Source organism: Desulfovibrio desulfuricans (assembly GCF_024460775.1).
In the GTDB taxonomy this organism is placed as follows: Bacteria; Desulfobacterota; Desulfovibrionia; order Desulfovibrionales; family Desulfovibrionaceae; genus Desulfovibrio; species Desulfovibrio desulfuricans_E.
Genome location: NZ_JANFYZ010000003.1, coordinates 14,458 through 29,803, shown reverse-complemented (window position 1 = coordinate 29,803; position 15,346 = coordinate 14,458). Strand labels below are relative to the sequence as shown.

17 protein-coding genes and 1 tRNA gene are annotated in these 15,346 nt (G+C 59.7%); 10 read left to right on the top strand and 8 right to left on the bottom strand.

Annotated features, from left to right (window positions below; translation table 11 throughout):
• Positions 1 to 6: 6 nt before the first annotated feature.
• A complete protein-coding gene (gene uvsE / locus NE637_RS04565; RefSeq protein ID WP_227118075.1) occupies positions 7 to 1,266 on the bottom strand; it encodes a UV DNA damage repair endonuclease UvsE in 1,260 nt (419 codons plus the stop codon).
• 341 nt (positions 1,267 to 1,607) lie between these two features.
• Between uvsE and NE637_RS04560 the strand changes: the two genes are divergently transcribed.
• The 6 genes from NE637_RS04560 (at position 1,608) to NE637_RS04535 (ending at position 6,773) form a co-directional block, all read left to right on the top strand.
• Positions 1,608 to 2,180 (top strand): cytochrome c3 family protein, encoded by a 573-nt coding sequence (locus tag NE637_RS04560; protein WP_227118076.1) that lies wholly within the window; start codon positions 1,608 to 1,610, stop codon positions 2,178 to 2,180.
• Positions 2,177 to 2,623, top strand: a complete 447-nt coding sequence (locus tag NE637_RS04555) for a hypothetical protein (RefSeq protein ID WP_192112751.1) — start codon at positions 2,177 to 2,179, stop codon at positions 2,621 to 2,623. Before NE637_RS04560 ends, NE637_RS04555 begins: the two co-directional genes overlap by 4 nt.
• A 111-nt stretch (positions 2,624 to 2,734) precedes the next feature.
• The gene (locus NE637_RS04550) at positions 2,735 to 5,005 is read left to right on the top strand and encodes a nitrate reductase (RefSeq protein ID WP_256267586.1); all 2,271 of its coding nucleotides are present in this window, start codon (positions 2,735 to 2,737) and stop codon (positions 5,003 to 5,005) included.
• A gap of 78 nt (positions 5,006 to 5,083) precedes the next feature.
• Positions 5,084 to 5,425 carry a hypothetical protein gene (locus tag NE637_RS04545; protein WP_215648391.1) on the top strand — a complete coding sequence of 114 codons (342 nt, stop codon included), beginning with the start codon at positions 5,084 to 5,086 and terminating at the stop codon, positions 5,423 to 5,425.
• Positions 5,422 to 5,946 carry a 4Fe-4S dicluster domain-containing protein gene (locus NE637_RS04540; protein WP_227118078.1) on the top strand — a complete coding sequence of 175 codons (525 nt, stop codon included), beginning with the start codon at positions 5,422 to 5,424 and terminating at the stop codon, positions 5,944 to 5,946. The genes NE637_RS04545 and NE637_RS04540 overlap by 4 nt, the downstream gene beginning before the upstream one ends.
• Positions 5,943 to 6,773: a 4Fe-4S binding protein gene (locus NE637_RS04535; RefSeq protein WP_227118079.1), complete on the top strand. Its 831-nt coding sequence runs from the start codon at positions 5,943 to 5,945 to the stop codon at positions 6,771 to 6,773. The genes NE637_RS04540 and NE637_RS04535 overlap by 4 nt, the downstream gene beginning before the upstream one ends.
• A 271-nt stretch (positions 6,774 to 7,044) precedes the next feature.
• On the opposite strand, the gene NE637_RS04530 is transcribed toward NE637_RS04535, so the two are convergent.
• A tRNA-Leu gene (locus tag NE637_RS04530) sits at positions 7,045 to 7,130 on the bottom strand.
• 41 nt (positions 7,131 to 7,171) lie between these two features.
• Positions 7,172 to 7,603, bottom strand: coding sequence for a hypothetical protein (locus NE637_RS04525; RefSeq protein ID WP_227118080.1), 432 nt, complete (start codon positions 7,601 to 7,603; stop codon positions 7,172 to 7,174).
• A 122-nt stretch (positions 7,604 to 7,725) separates the two neighbouring features.
• Between NE637_RS04525 and NE637_RS04520 the strand changes: the two genes are divergently transcribed.
• A complete protein-coding gene (locus tag NE637_RS04520; protein ID WP_192112769.1) occupies positions 7,726 to 8,196 on the top strand; it encodes a phosphatidylglycerophosphatase A family protein in 471 nt (156 codons plus the stop codon).
• Between the two features lie 102 nt (positions 8,197 to 8,298).
• Here the strand turns inward: NE637_RS04520 and infA are convergent, their stop codons facing one another.
• From infA to NE637_RS04495, 5 genes are all read right to left on the bottom strand, one after another.
• Positions 8,299 to 8,517 carry a translation initiation factor IF-1 gene (gene infA, locus NE637_RS04515; RefSeq protein ID WP_006008898.1) on the bottom strand — a complete coding sequence of 73 codons (219 nt, stop codon included), beginning with the start codon at positions 8,515 to 8,517 and terminating at the stop codon, positions 8,299 to 8,301.
• Between the two features lie 136 nt (positions 8,518 to 8,653).
• On the bottom strand, positions 8,654 to 9,514 hold the full coding sequence (lgt, locus tag NE637_RS04510) for a prolipoprotein diacylglyceryl transferase (protein WP_227118081.1): 861 nt from the start codon (positions 9,512 to 9,514) through the stop codon (positions 8,654 to 8,656).
• Entirely contained in the window at positions 9,511 to 10,002 is a 492-nt protein-coding gene (gene moaC / locus NE637_RS04505; RefSeq protein WP_027180997.1) for a cyclic pyranopterin monophosphate synthase MoaC, read from the bottom strand. Before moaC ends, lgt begins: the two co-directional genes overlap by 4 nt.
• Positions 10,003 to 10,232: 230 nt before the next feature.
• Complete coding sequence (locus NE637_RS04500; protein ID WP_227118082.1) at positions 10,233 to 11,441, bottom strand: metal-dependent hydrolase; 1,209 nt, start codon at positions 11,439 to 11,441, stop codon at positions 10,233 to 10,235.
• Positions 11,442 to 11,444: 3 nt separating this feature from the next.
• The gene (locus NE637_RS04495) at positions 11,445 to 11,807 is read right to left on the bottom strand and encodes a chemotaxis protein (protein ID WP_227124391.1); all 363 of its coding nucleotides are present in this window, start codon (positions 11,805 to 11,807) and stop codon (positions 11,445 to 11,447) included.
• A 257-nt stretch (positions 11,808 to 12,064) separates the two neighbouring features.
• Between NE637_RS04495 and NE637_RS04490 the strand changes: the two genes are divergently transcribed.
• The 3 genes from NE637_RS04490 to NE637_RS04480 all read left to right on the top strand — a co-directional run bounded on the left by NE637_RS04490 (position 12,065) and on the right by NE637_RS04480 (position 15,208).
• Positions 12,065 to 12,706: a phosphatidylserine decarboxylase family protein gene (locus NE637_RS04490; protein WP_215648408.1), complete on the top strand. Its 642-nt coding sequence runs from the start codon at positions 12,065 to 12,067 to the stop codon at positions 12,704 to 12,706.
• 74 nt (positions 12,707 to 12,780) lie between these two features.
• Positions 12,781 to 13,545: a CDP-diacylglycerol--serine O-phosphatidyltransferase gene (gene pssA, locus NE637_RS04485; RefSeq protein WP_371740808.1), complete on the top strand. Its 765-nt coding sequence runs from the start codon at positions 12,781 to 12,783 to the stop codon at positions 13,543 to 13,545.
• Positions 13,546 to 13,660: 115 nt separating this feature from the next.
• Complete coding sequence (locus NE637_RS04480; RefSeq protein ID WP_192112774.1) at positions 13,661 to 15,208, top strand: 2-isopropylmalate synthase; 1,548 nt, start codon at positions 13,661 to 13,663, stop codon at positions 15,206 to 15,208.
• Positions 15,209 to 15,346 lie beyond the last annotated feature (138 nt).

Below are 15,346 nucleotides of genomic sequence, written 5' to 3'. Positions count from 1 at the left end.
TTTTTGCTACACATAAAAATAGATGCTGTGCAGCAGGTATTCCACCTTATGCCGTTCGGCCAGGGTCAGCAGCAGGCGTTTGACGCGCGGCAGGGCGGCAACGCCGTTTTGCAGCTCAGCCATGCCCGTCAGGGCGCGCTTTTTTTCTGCGGGCGAGGCCAGCTTGTCCACATAGCCCCACACATGTTCGGCGGCATTGCGCGCCTGCGGGCCGTAAAGTTCCTTTTCCATCGCCTGCTCCACCAGCGCATAAAAACCCTTGGCATCGGGCGTCTCCGCCTTGAGCAGGGCGCGTATGCCCGTGTAGGCGCCCTGATCTCGCTCCAGCACCAGATACTTGTATCTGGCCCACTGGGCCGTAAGCTCCTGCCGCGTCAGCCCAGGATTGGTGAGTTGGATGCACTTTTCGGCTGAAAGGTTTTTGTCCTTCACCTCCAGCATCACATCCACCTCGCGCTGCCCCAGCGATTGATGAAATTCCATAAATTCCCGCATGGCAATGGAGCGCGAGTGCATGCCCGGTTTGCCGCCTGCAAGCTGCTGGCTGTAATGCAGTTTGGGGCGGCCATGCTGCGGAGTCCAGCTCTCCATGGCGCGATCAAGCCAGTACGCCAGATTTCCCTTTGCCGGGGCATTCAGGGAATGGTGAAAAACATCAAAGATGGCGGGCAGGCCGCATTTCCCGCAGATACACAGAGCATCTTCAATAGTAAAGGTGCGCTCATCGTTTTCAAGCGAGATGCGGGCCAGCACGTGCGGCGGCAGGGCCAGCAGATTTTCCGCCAGCCGTGCGAGGGCGGATGCCCTGTCGCCATAGCCCCCGCCAAGGTGCAACACTATGCGGGCGCTGCCGTCCGCCCCAAGCGCGTCAAGAAAGTCGGCATGGAATACGAGGTCGGCAACGGCGTGCTCCACTACATCCTGCCGGGGGGAGTTCAGCACCGTGTACTGACCAGGATGCATGGAAACCCGGATGCCGGTTTTCTTCAGCACGGCGCGCAGCGCCTCAAACTCCTCGTGCAGCCGGGCACGCCAGTCAAATGTGTTTTGCGGGTGCGAGGCCAGCGGAATAATATCCGAGCTTATGCGCATCAGGGGGATGCGCGCCGAGGCGCAGTAGCGCAACATGGTTCCCAGAGCGCGCAGGTTGTGGCGGCACACGGTGAGCATGTTTTCGGGCGTGGCCCGGGCAAGGGTAAGGGCGCTCAGGTCAGCGCCGGGTACCCCGATGGTCTTGCAGGCAAATCCATAACGTATCATGGGCATACTGTAGCGGATTTGCACTGGGCCGCAAGAGGCTGCCAGTCCGCCAAAAGTTTACGTTCCCGAGTCCGCTTGTTGGCTGGCTCGATTTTTTTTGTCTGCTCCAGTTTGTCACATTGTCAGAATAAGATGACTTTTGTCATTTTATTCTGACAAATCCTAAGCCCCCAGCCTTCCAGCAGATCACAAACTACCGCTAATCACACAAATTTTTAAAACAGGGTTTTTGGCACCTCTTTTGCTTTTTGTGGTGAAATTCACAATTTGCGCCCTGCCGCAGGCATATCCCCGGACGGGAATGCCCTTTTGGCATGGCGGCACCATCAGCCATGGAGACCAAAACCATGCCGTATCCTTCTAAGCGCGTCTGGATTGTGGGCTGTATCGCCCTGGCCGCGTGCGTAGGCCTGGCGGCAGCGGGAGTGTCGTATTCGTCGCGGACGGAGTTTTGCCTGTCCTGCCATGAAATGCGCGTGTATCAGGATGAACTGATGCTCTCCCCGCACGCCAAGGACGCACAGGGCAAAGCCATCGGATGCTCGCAATGCCATATCCCTTCGGGCAACCTGGCCCGCATGCTCGGCGCCAAGGCATGGATGGGGATAAAAGACCTGTGGGTTCACAATGTGGAGGGCGGTACGGATCTTGACCGGGCTGCCATGCAACCCATTGCCCGCCGCTTTACGGACGATGCCAACTGCCGCGCCTGCCATCAGGATTTGACCCGCAATGCCAAGGCAGACGGGCCGATCTCGGCAGAGGGCCTCCTTGCGCACGACAATTACGAAGGCAAGAACGGTCAGGCCCGCAGCGGCTGCGTGGGCTGCCACCGCAACCTTGCCCACTTGCCCGCATTTGACGAGCGCATTCCCGCAAATCAGAAGTTCGCACAGAAAATCAAGGAGATACGGCCATGACTCGCAACAAGAAACTGCTCATCGTTCTGCTTGCCCTGGCGGTGCTGACGGGCGGCTATTTTCTGTATATGGCCTGGGCCTTCCCTGCGGAGCGCTGCGAGGCGGCAAAGCATCTGGATTCGCCACAGATGGCGGGCGACTGCTACGCCTGCCACATGAAGAGTACCCCGCGCCTTGCGCAGGAGTGGTATGAGAGCAAGCACGGCATCACCCTTGTGCGCTGCCAGACCTGTCACGGCATGCCTGACGGCAAGGGGGCTATTCCCTTTACCCGCAAGCCGGGGGTTGAGGTCTGCGCCCGCTGCCATTCGCTTTCCATCCAGCGCATGGAGGCCAAGTTTGGCAAGCGCGATGACTGTTCCGCCTGTCATCCCAACCACCAGAGCCCCATGCACGGCAAGGCTTACGAATACCGTATGCCCAGCGGCAAGACGGACTGGTAGCCCGCACGTGCGGTATGCGCCGCATCTGGCGGCGCAGGGTGGGCCAGCCCGCAAGCAGGGCGGCCCGCAGTAAAAAAACAATCATGCCAAGCTAACAGCGAGGTTGCGGATATGAATTCATCGCGTCGTGACTTTTTACGTTTTTTTGCCATGTCTGCCGCTATGGCGGCGGCTACGGGCGTGGGCCTGCCAACCCTCGCCCTTGCTGCGGACGATCAGAAACCCGACAAATGGGTCAAGGGCGTATGCCGTTACTGCGGCACCGGCTGCGGGGTGATGGTGGGCGTTAAAAACGGCAAGGCCGTTGCCATTCAGGGCGACCCCAACAACCACAATGCGGGCCTGCTGTGCCTGAAGTGTTCGCTGCTCATTCCCGTGCTCAATTCCAAGGAACGCGTCACCCAGCCCATGGTGCGGCGCAAAAAGGGCGGCCCCCTTGAGCCTGTGAGCTGGGATGAGGCCCTTGACCTCATGGCCTCCAAGTTCCGGCACAGCATTGATACCTACGGCGCCAATTCCGTTGCATGGTATGGCTCCGGCCAGTGCCTGACGGAAGAAAGCTACCTCGCCAGCAAGATATTCAAGGCTGGCTTCGGCACCAATAACGTGGACGGCAACCCCCGCCTGTGCATGGCCTCGGCTGTGGGCGGCTACACCACCACGTTCGGCAAGGACGAGCCCATGGGCACCTATGCCGACATCGATCAGGCCACCTGTTTTTTCATCATAGGTTCCAATACCTCAGAGGCGCACCCCGTGCTGTTTCGCCGTATTGCCCGCCGCAAGCAGGTGGAGCCGGGCATCAAGATCATTGTGGCTGACCCGCGCCGCACTAATACTGCCCGCATAGCCGACATGCACGTGGCCTTTCGCCCCGGCACGGATCTGGCCTTCATGCACAGTATGGCCTGGGTCATCATCAATGAGGAGCTGGACAATCCGCGCTTCTGGCAGCGCTATGTGAGCTTTGTGGATGCCGAGGGCAAACCATCGGACTTTGAAGGCTACAAGGCCTTTCTGGAAAACTACCGGCCTGAAAAAGTAGCCGAAATCTGCCGCGTCCCTGTGGAGCAGATTTATTCGGCGGCCAGAGCCTTTGCCGAATCGTCCGCCACCATGAGCCTGTGGTGCATGGGCATCAACCAGCGCGTGCAGGGGGTTTTTGCCAACAACCTCATCCACAACCTGCATTTGCTGACCGGGCAGATATGCCGCCCCGGCGCAACGCCTTTTTCGCTCACGGGCCAGCCCAACGCCTGCGGCGGCGTGCGCGATACCGGCGCGCTCTCGCATCTGTTGCCAGCGGGTCGCGCCATTCCCAATCCCAAACACAGGGCAGAAATGGAAAAACTCTGGGGCCTGCCGGAAGGGCGCATTTCGCCCAATCCCGGCTACCACACCGTGGCGCTTTTTGAGGCACTGGGCCGGGGCGATGTGAAGTGCATGGTCATTTGCGAGACCAATCCCGCGCACACACTGCCCAACCTGAACAAGGTGCACAAGGCCATGTCGCATCCGGAATCGTTCATCGTATGCATTGAGGCCTTCCCCGATGCCGTCACCCTGCAATACGCCGACCTTGTGCTTGCGCCTTCCTTCTGGTGCGAGCGTGACGGCGTGTATGGCTGCGGCGAGCGGCGTTATTCTCTGACAGAAAAGGCCGTGGATTCGCCCGGCCAGTGCCGCCCCACAGTGAACACTCTGGTGGAATTCGCCAAGCGCGCAGGCGTTGATCCCAAGCTGGTGAACTTCAAAAACGCCGAGGACGTGTGGAACGAATGGCGCATGGTGGCCAAGGGCACCACCTATGATTTCTACGGCATGACGCGTGAGCGCCTGCGTAAGGAATCAGGCATCATCTGGCCCTGCCCCTCGGAGGATCATCCCGGTACCAATCTGCGCTTTGTGCGCGGGCATGATCCGCTGGTGCCAGCCGATCATCCGGACAAGTTCTTCTTTTACGGCAAGCCGGACGGCAAGCCCACCATCTTCATGCGGCCCGCCAAGGGCGCTGCGGAAGAGCCGGATGCCGAATACCCGCTGTACCTTACCTCCATGCGCGTTATCGACCACTGGCACACAGCGACAATGACGGGCAAGGTGCCGGAACTGCTCAAGGCCAATCCGGCGGCATTTGTGGAAATCAACGAGCAGGACGCTGCCTCCCTCGGCGTGAAGCACGGGGACAATGTGATCCTGGAAACCCGGCGCGACAAAATGGAACTGCCCGCGCGCGTGAGCGATGTGTGCAGGCCGGGGCTTGTGGCCGTGCCATTTTTTGACCCCAAAAAGCTGGTCAACAAGCTGTTTCTGGACGCCACAGACCCCGGTTCGCGCGAGCCGGAATACAAGATATGCGCCGCGCGGGTGCGCAAGGTTTAACGCCCGGCGGTCAGCCCCATATGTATGAAAGTCCCCGTCCGCGTGCTGACATGCGGGCGGGGTAACGCGGGAGGAAATATGGCTATTGCGGGGATAATCCTGAGTGTGTCTGCCGCGGCCTGCGCAGGGCTTGAGAAAGAGTTGCGGGGCAGGGACGGCATTCTGGATGTGAAACGCACGCCGGACGGTGCGGACATTGGCGGGCTGGTGGTCGTGGTGGAGCAGCCTTCGGACAAAATCCAGAAGGAACTCATGGCCCTGAGGGAACTGCCGGAGGTGGACGATCTTCATCTGGCCTTTGCCGATTATGAGGATGATCTGGACGCGCAAGGGCACATGGGCTGCCCTGCGCATGAATCGCGCTGCCATGCGGGCGCGGGTGATGGCGAGAGCGGGGAACAGGCAGGGGAGACGAAATGAGCCTTTTTGTGCCGCCTCTGCGCCCGCCGGGTGCTGTGGATGAAGAAACCTTTTTGCGCAAGTGCGTGCGTTGCGGCAAGTGCGTGACCGCCTGCCCGCACGAAAGTATTGAGCTGGCTGGCGGTCTGGGCCGCTCGCGGCGTACGCCGCAGGTGCGCCCCCGCAGAAAACCCTGCTACCTCTGCATGAAGTGCCCGCCCGTTTGTCCCACTGGGGCGCTGGACACGGGCGTAAAGGAAATTGCGCGGGCGGGAATGGGGCAGGCCTATATTCTTAAAGACCGCTGCCATAATTACAAAACCGGCACCATGTGCATGACCTGCTACGACCGCTGTCCCCTGCGCGGAACAGCCGTGGTGCTGAGCGGCGGGCTGGTGCCTGCCATGACCACTGCCTGCGTGGGCTGCGGCATCTGCGACTATGTCTGCCCGGTGCAGGCTGTGGAGATTGTTCCCGCTTCATCCCGTTTTGTGCCGCCGATGGCGGCTCCCACGGAAAAAGCGCCCGGAGGCAAGTCATGAAGATTCTCGCTTGGGCGCGGCGCGGCGTGCAGTTGCTGGTGGTGGCGGGGCTGTGCGTGCTGCCGTGGCTCAATGCAGCAGAACTGCGCCAGGTCAGTGGCAGTTTTTTTGCGCTGGATTTTTTCGGCATCCCCTTTGCTGACCCGGTTGGCGCGGCTCAGGTTGCGGCTACGGGCTTTTTGCCCGGCGAGCGCCTGCTGGCCGGGGCCTTGATCTCGCTGGCGCTGGCATTGGTGCTGGGCAGAGTTTTTTGCTCGTGGATATGCCCCTACGGATTTTTTTCCGAGTTGGCGCATTGGGCGCGTGGGCGTCAAGGCGGCGCGCACGTGAAGGAAGGCCGTGCGTTTGCGGGCAAGGCTCTGCTGCTGGGGGCAGGGCTTGCGGCGGCTCTGGTGGCGGGCTTTCCCGCAATGGGTATTGTTTCGCTGCCGGGTGAGCTATCGCTCCTGCCCATGCTTGTATGGCAGGGCGGGGACTTTTGGCTTTTACTTGGTGCGGTGGCTGTGCCGCTGGCGGCGCTGATACTGGAGCTTGCGGTTGGCAAAAGGCTGTGGTGCCGGTTTGTGTGCCCGCAGTCGGTGCTACTTGGCGCTGCGGCCCAATGCCTGCCCGCCAAGGCTCCGGGCTTGCGCATAGGTTGGCAGGCGGCAAACTGTACCTGCAAGGGCAAGGCACCCTGCCAGCAGGCCTGCTCGCTTGAGCTGAATCCGCGCCGTAAGGGCGGCCCCGAGCGCAGGGACTGCACCCACTGCGGCGACTGTGTCAATACCTGCGCGAGCTACGGTAAGGCGCTGGAGTGGCGGGGGATGGGTAGAGGGGGAGTATAGCAGGAATTCGTTCCGCTACTATTTTTCCACACGGCATTGTTCCCACACCACAACTACGCCGATTAGGAAGATTGAATTTTTCTAGTAACCATAATTGTTGCAGAACATTTCAGAATTAAACTGAATTTCTGTCAATGTTCACGCTGCCAGCGTAATGAGGCATTTTCATAAATAATCATTTCATTTTTGAGGATTGGCACATCTGTGGACCAAAAAGTCAAAATCCCGGATTCGTCAAAATGACGAATCCGGGATTTTCCTTGATATTCAATGGTACCCGGAGCGGGACTCGAACCCGCATAGCCTTACAGCCGAGGGATTTTAAGTCCCTTGTGTCTACCATTCCACCATCCGGGCATGTGCTGCGCGTGGCAAGCGGCGAGAGCCGCTATGATCTGTTATGCGTCCGGCTCTTCCCCGTCCATATCCTGCGGGCCGGAGCCTGCAATGCGCCATGTTTTGAGGCCGCTTGGCGGGTCTTCGGGAACAGGGCGTTCCTCTTCCTGCCATTCGCCGGGGCGCAGCCAGAAAACGTGCATGGATTCAAAATTCTTGTCCAGGCACAGCAACCTTCCGCGTACGCCCTGCGGCAGCAGGGCCGCAATTTCGAGCGCAATCTTGCGGTACACATACAGTCTGTGCGCTTCAAAAACGCACTGGAACATAAGCGCATCGCCCAGTGGCGTAAAGTCCAGATGGGCCGCCCCGGCCCGCTGGAGCAACTGCTCAACCTCGCGGGTCAGTTCTTCCTCCACTTCAAGCAGGGCCTCGTATGTGAGGCTGTCGTCATAGCTGAAGTGGGCAAAAAGTTCGCTGCGGTTTTTGTCCATGCGCTTGCATATACGGCAAAGAAGCCCTTTAGGCAATAATTGCGCGTGGATGTCTTCAGTGCTGGTCTTGCGGGCCCTTTGGGCGTAAGGTGCACAAAAAACACGCACATAGCGGAGGCCGCATGAGTTTTTTTGACAAGCTGATCCTGTCGTTTTGCCGTCTGGGCGTGGCCGGGCTTGACCCCAAGGCTCCCGGCACGTGGGGCACGGCCATAGCCTGCCTGCTGGCGCCGTATATTTTTCTGCCCTTGTCCCTGCCGTGGCGGGTCGTGCTGCTGGTCGTGATTTTTGTGGTCGGCGGCTTGGCCTCCACCCGCGCCGAGCATTTGCTTGAGCGCAAAGACCCCGGCGAGGTTGTCATCGACGAGTTGGTGGGGGTGTGGCTTGTGCTGCTGCCTTTTGAAAGCCCCAGTTTCTGGCTGGTGCTGGCGGCTTTTGCCTTTTTCCGGCTGTTCGACATTTGCAAGCCGTGGCCCGTGCGGGCTTCTGAAAACTGGCTGCCCGCCGGGTTTGGCATCATGATCGATGATGTTGTGGCTGGCGTGTGGGCCTTGCTGTGCGTGGCTCTGCTGCGTGTGCTGGGCCTTGTGTAGGCCGCGAGGGCAGGGCCACAGAATAGGTGGAAAGCTGCAAGAGGGCGCGGCCAATGGCGCAAAAGGCCACTCTGGTGGCGGAAAAAGCCGCCGCGCCCGCAGCTACTTCATGCGGTAGGTGATGCGCCCGCGGGTGAGGTCGTAAGGGGAAAGCTCCACCTTGACGCGGTCGCCGGGCAGAATGCGGATATAAAACTTGCGCATCTTGCCAGAAATGTGGGCCAGAACTTCGTGGCCGTTCTCCAGTTCCACACGGAACATGGCGTTGGGCAGAGCTTCCTGCACCACGCCGTCTACTTCGATTGATCCTTCCTTGGCCATGAGTACTCCAAAATATGATGTGGATAAACGCCGGTCAGCTTCACAAAAAAGCGGAGCGCTGTCAACACGCCGGTGCCCCTGCTCGGGGGATAATCGGCGCGCAAACAGCGCCCGCTGTCACTGCACGGGTTGAAAGTTATTTCTTGCGTCCCTTTGATGATTTGCCGCTGGAAGATTTGCCGCCGGGGCGGGGTTTGTTCTCCACGGGGGGCACGTGGGGTGCAAGCACCGGGGCCTTGCGGCACAGCAGCCACAGACCCGCCAGTATGAGCGGCACGCAGAGCAGTTGGCCCATGGTCAGCCAGCCAAAGGCCAGATAGCCAAGCTGCACGTCAGGCATGCGCACAAATTCCACGGCAAAGCGGAATACGCCGTAGCCCAGGGCAAACAGGCCGGAGACCGCGCCCGTTTTTCGTGGCTTGGACGAAAAAATCCAAACCATGAAAAAGAGCACCAGTCCTTCAAGCGCAGCCTCGTAAAGCTGCGATGGATGGCGCGGATTAGGCCCGGCGCCGGGAAACACAATGGCCCACGGCACGTCGCTGACCTTGCCCCACAACTCGCCGTTGATAAAGTTGCCGAGCCGCCCGAAAAAGAGGCCCTGCGGCACCAGCGGGGCGATGAAGTCAGATACTTCCAGAAACGACCTGCCCCGCGAGCGGGCAAAATACCAGAATGCGCCAAGCACGCCCAGCAGCCCGCCATGAAAGGACATGCCGCCGTTCCAGATGCGCAGAATTTCCATGGGGTCGCTGATGTAGACAGGCAGATCATAAAACAGCACGTAGCCGATTCTGCCTCCCAGGATGATGCCGATCATCACGCAGGTCAGCAGGTCATCCACATCGGGGGCTGTCCAGCCGGAGCCGGGGCGCGAGGCGCGCCAGCGGCCAAGCGCCCATCCAAGACCAAAGCCCGCCAGATACATAAGCCCGTACCAACGCAACTGCAGGCTGCCTATGGAAAGGGCTACGGGGTCGATTTGAGCGAGGTTCATGCGTCAATATCCGAGGCGTTGAATTCGCCGCTTTTGCCGCCGCGTTTGTGCAGCAGGCGTACACGGCTGATAACGATATCCCGCTGCACGGCCTTGCACATGTCGTAAATGGTGGCCGCTGCGGTCTGGGCCGCAACAATGGCTTCCATCTCCACCCCGGTGGGGCCGACCGTGCGGGTTTCCGCTTCAATACGCACCGTGGGCGGCATTTCTGTTACGGTAAAGCGCACGTCCACATAGGTGAGGTTAAGTGGGTGGCACATGGGGATAAGCTCGCCTGTGCGCTTGGCAGCCATGATGCCGCCAATTTTGGCGCAGGTGAGCACATCGCCCTTGGGCAGGGCGTTTTTGATCAGTAGTTCCATGGTGGCCGGGGCCAGTTCCACCACAGCTTCAGCTATGGCTACGCGTTCTGTGGGTGTTTTGGCGCCCACATCCACCATGGTGACGTTGCCCTGGCTGTCGAGATGCGTAAAGTTGTCGTTCATTGATACCTCAAAAAATTCCCGCAGCGCGGGCTGCCGGGATGTTGTTTCAAATATGCGCTCCGCATGCCTTGCTGGAAAAACGCAGCACTCGGGAGCAACTATTGATGCTATCCCAAAAAGCAATGGGAGTCATTGCGCCTGTGATTGCTTTGCCCGCCGCAGTTTTCCGGATGGAGAATATTCCGGCTGGGCATTGAGTCGTGTGGGCATCGGGCCAGACAAACAAAGGCTCAGCGCAAGCCCACAAGCCATTGCAACAGAGTGGGACTTGTAGGCGGGCGGGGCGCTTGCCAGAAAGAATCGCGTCTGCTGTCAGAAAAACGCATCCGTTCCCGCAACAGTCGCTGCGGAAAAGCGGCGATTGTGGATATGATTGGCCCGGCGGTTGTGGCGTTTTCCTGGGCGGAATTTTCGGCAAGGGTGTCTGATTCAGCAGGCTGCGGCGCAGGGGCCAGTTCCGCCATATATTTAAACGGAATATCCGCACTCGGGCGCATGTTCATGATCTTGTGCACAATGGCAAGGCTGCTGCCAAACCTCTGGTCGTGGATCATCACATAGCTGGGGGCCGGGGCGTTTGCTGCCTGCGTTGCCTGCGGATTATCGGCGGGCAGCATGTCTGCTGGCAGGGGAGCCACCACAGGCAGCAGGGTGAAATTCAGAAAAGCATCAGCCACAACAGACTGCCGCGCAAGGTCACGGGCAAGGCTCTCGGGCAGGGCCGTGGCGGCAACTTCCGGGCCTCGGGGGGAACCAAGGGCGTTCATGCCCTGAGTGTACACCATGCCCCCGTTGGGTGTGGCTTCTGAATACAGGGCGCGCCAGAAAAAGGGCGAAAAGGCATCCGGCAGCACCACAATTTCCTGAGGTGCGCGGCCTTCCGCCGTGAGGCGCTCGCGGGTCTGCGCCGTATGCCATGCGTTGAGGCCTATGGAAATGCCGGGATAGACAAAGAGCCACGCCATTGCCATCAGCAGGAGGCCGCGCCGTGCGCGCCAGCGCCAGATGGCCCACAGCAGCGGCAGGGTGACCAGCAGGTCAATGATAAACACCGCGTTCAGCCGCATCCGCATGTGCGAGAAAGGCAGAAAGATCATGGTGCCGTAGGTGGTGATGCAGTCCAGCCAGATATGCAGCAAGACCATAGCCGTCATGAACAGCCATGTTTTTGCAAACCGCCAGTGGCCGGGTGTTTGCGTCCGCCACAGCGAGCAGCCCACGAGCGCAAGAACCAGGCCCAGCAGCGGAGCAAAAAACAGGGAATGCGTAATGCCCCGGTGCAACAGCAAAAATTGCAGGGGGGTGTTCGCCATCAGCACATCAACATCGGGAGAGGCGGCGGCCAGGGCGGCCAGAGGCACAGCCCAGCGGCTCGCGGGGCGGTTGGGCATGGCAAGCATGGCCACCGCGCCGCTTGCGGCGTGAGTTATCGGATCCATGTATTACTGCCTGAACGGGCTGCGCTGCTTGGGCACAGCCCTGTATTGCGGGTCTTCGGGGTTTACGTCCGTATCAAGGCCGTTCATGCGGCGAAACTGCTGCATGCGCCATTGCTGCATGTTGGCCATGACATCGGGGCGGTTTTGATAATAGAGCATGCGCTGGGTATTGTTTGATCCGTACACCGGGTAGCGCAACTGATCTTCCACGCTCACTCCCTGCGGCTGCGAATCGTTTTCGCTGGAGGAACCCGCGCCGATGTCCTTGGGGCCGCAACCGCCCATCCCGCCAACGGCGGCCAGCAGTAGTACAAAAAGGCAGGCAACGGATTTTTTGTTCATAAGCACAGTATAGCTGTGTCGCAAAAACTCTGCAACAGGGGCTGAGGCGCGCTTCCTTCGGGCAAATCCGGGATTCTGCGGGTGCCGCCCCCGCAGGCATGTTCTCCGCTGCATCGTGACAATGTTGCCTCTTCGCCCGCCTGCATTCTTGGGGCACGGCATCCACATGCGGGCTTGCCTTGCAGAAAAACGCAGGGTATGTAGCACATTCAGCACTTGTCCTTTTTTATTCAAGCGTTGTCCGGCTTTTGCTGGCTACGACAATTTATACAGGAGTCGCCATGCGTGCACCCAATTGCGGCATCACCCCCGAAGGTTGGCCTTGCATCGGCCTTACCGCGTTCAGCGCTTTGGTTTTTGCCTGCATGGGCTGGTGGCTTCTGGCCGTGATTTTTCTGGCCCTCTTCTGGTTCAGCATGCACTTTTTCCGCGATCCCGAGCGGGTTGTGCCCCAGGGTGAGGGGCTTGCCGTAAGCCCTGCGGACGGCAAGGTTATCCGCATTGAGGAGCGCCCCGACCCCTTCACCGATGAACCCAAGCTGTGCATAAGCATTTTTATGAACGTGTTCAGCGTGCACGTAAACCGCGCCCCCGTGGCGGGAACGGTCGAGGGTATCCGCTATTTTCCCGGCGCGTTCGTCAACGCCGCTTTTGACAAAGCCTCGACGCACAATGAGCGCTGCGCCTACAGCATGCGCGATGCGGACGGCAATCCCTGGACCATGGTGCAGATCGCCGGGCTTATCGCCCGCCGCATTGTCTGCCGCGTTGACGAGGGCGACGCCCTTGCGCGGGGGGAACGCTACGGCATGATCCGCTTTGGTTCGCGAGTTGACCTTTACCTTCCTCAGGGATATGTTGCGGCCACGCGCATCGGCGAACAGGTCTTCGCCGGGCAGAGCGTGGTGGCCAGAGCGAAGTAGCCCAGCCGAAAAACGCGCCCCCAATGCCGCGCTCAAAAGCCGACAGACCGGCACTTAGTTTATAAAGATGGTGAATGATGGCCCCGGAAGTTAAAAAGCCGCGCAAGGGAGTATACCTCCTGCCGAACATGATCACGACGTTGAGCATGTTTCTCGGCTTTTTGTCCATGGTCTGGGCCGTGCAGGGACGTTTTGAATCGGCCTGCTTCGCCATCCTGCTCTCTGCCGTCATGGACGGTCTGGACGGCAAGGTTGCCCGCCTCACCAATACGGCCAGCGAGTTCGGCGTTCAGTACGATTCGCTTTCCGATCTTGTGGCCTTTGGTATTGCCCCGGCCATGCTCATGTGGCAGTGGGAACTTTCGGCCCTTGGCCGCATGGGGCTTGCCGCCGCCTTCATTTACGCTGCCTGCGGCGCTTTGCGCCTTGCGCGTTTTAACGTGAGCACTGCGGCTGTGGGCAAGCGCTTTTTTATCGGCCTGCCCATTCCTGCGGGCGGCTGCACTGTAGTTACCTTTGTTTTTTGCGCCGCGCATTTCCCTGCTATCATGGCTTCGGCCCTGCCCTATATGACCCTTTTTCTCGCCATTGGCGTAGGGGTTTTGATGGTCAGCAAGGTGCGCTATTTTTCCTTCAAGGAATATGATTTCCTGCGCGCCCATCCCATCCGCACCATGCTTTTCTTCCTGCTTGTGCTCGGAACGGTCATTTCCTTTCCGCGCGTCATGGGATTTGTGCTTTGCGCCGTCTACATCATTGGCGGCGTTGTCTACACCTTCGTCATCCTTCCCCGCCGCAATCGTCAGCTACTACGCGCCCTATCGCCCCAGAGCGATTGAGGTTGCGTAACGGTTGCCGCCCCCTAAGGGCGGAAACGCTCCCCTGGACAGCCGCCCTTTACGGTGGCCGTTATGCAAGATATAGCCATCTTTGTCAGAACCAGAGGAGTTTGTCATGAACAACCGCGTCTATTTTTTCGACACCACTTTGCGCGATGGCGAGCAGTCGCCCGGCGCCACCATGAACTTGCAGGAAAAGCTGCGTGTAGCCCACCAGCTTGAAGTGCTCGGCGTTGACATTATGGAAGCGGGCTTTCCCGCCTCCAGCCCCGGCGATTTCGAGTCTGTGCAGCGCATTGCCTCACAGGCTGGCGACATCCAGGTGGCGGGGCTTGCCCGTTGCGTTCCCAATGATATCGACCGCTGCTGGGAAGCCGTAAAAGTGGCTAAAAATCCCCGCATCCATGTCTTTTTGTCCACCTCTCCCCTGCACATGAAGCACAAGCTGCGCAAAGATCCCGAAGACGTTCTTAAAATGATCGTCGAGGGCGTCAAACGCTGCGCCACATATACCAGCAACGTGGAATTTTCCCTTGAGGATTTTTCACGCACCGAAGGCGATTTTGCCTGCCGCGTGGTCGAGGCCGCCATCAAGGCCGGGGCCAGCACCATCAATCTGCCCGATACCGTGGGCTATGCCGAGCCGCAGGAATACGCCGCGCTGCTTGACCACGTCATCAAGAACACGCCCAACAGCGACAAGGCCATCTTCAGCGTGCACTGCCACAACGACCTCGGCCTTGCCGTGGCCAACACGCTTGCCGCCTTCCGTGTGGGCGTGCGCCAGGCAGAGGTTACGCTGTGCGGTATTGGCGAGCGCGCCGGCAACGCCGCCCTTGAAGAAGTGGTCATGAACCTGCGTGTGCGCCACGATTATTACCAGCTTGAGCACAACATCGTCACCGAGCAGCTTTACCCCTCGTGCCGCCTGCTTTCCATGACCATTGGTCAGCCCATTGCCAACAACAAGGCCATTGTGGGCGCCAACGCCTTTGCGCACGAGTCGGGCATCCATCAGGACGGCATGCTCAAGAACCGCGAAACTTACGAGATCATGACCCCGCAGTCTGTGGGCCGCACCGAGAGCAATCTTGTGATCGGCAAGCACTCTGGCCGCAACGCAGTGCGCAACAAGTTTGAGAGCATGGGCTACAAGCTGGACGACGAGCAGCTCAACCTCGTGTTTGAAGCTGTGAAGCAGCTGGCCGACCGCAAGAAAACCCTGCACGACGATGACCTCATGGCCCTCGTGCAGGAAGAAGTCTACCGCATGCCCGATCTTTTCCGCCTGCGCCATGTGAGCGTGCAGAGTTCCGATGCGGGCGGCGTGCCGCCCACGGCTGCCGTCATCATGGACATCAAGGGGATTGAAAGCAGCGGCGCTGGCTTTGGCGTTGGCCCTGTGGACGCCCTGTTCAACGTGATCGCCGACATGGTGGGCCGCCAGCCCGAGCTTGAGCAGTACGCCATCAACGCCATCACCGGCGGCACCGATGCTCAGGGCGAAGTTACTGTGCGTCTTCGCGAGGGCGAAGTGAGCGCCGTGGGGCGCGGTACCCATCCGGATATTTTTGTTGCCAGCGCACGTGCCTACGTCAATGCCCTTAACCACCTGTTCAAGAAGGAGCAGGAAGGGCCGAGGCTGCACTGCCAGCACGATTAAGGGTTGTTCCTCTGGTCTGCAACGGGTCTGCCCCCCTGGGGGCGGCAGGCCTGTGGGCCAAGACGTACCCGCGCCCCGCAGGCAAAGCCTGTGCGAGCAAATAAAAAACAGGCGCTCGGTTTTTGCCGCGCCTTACGA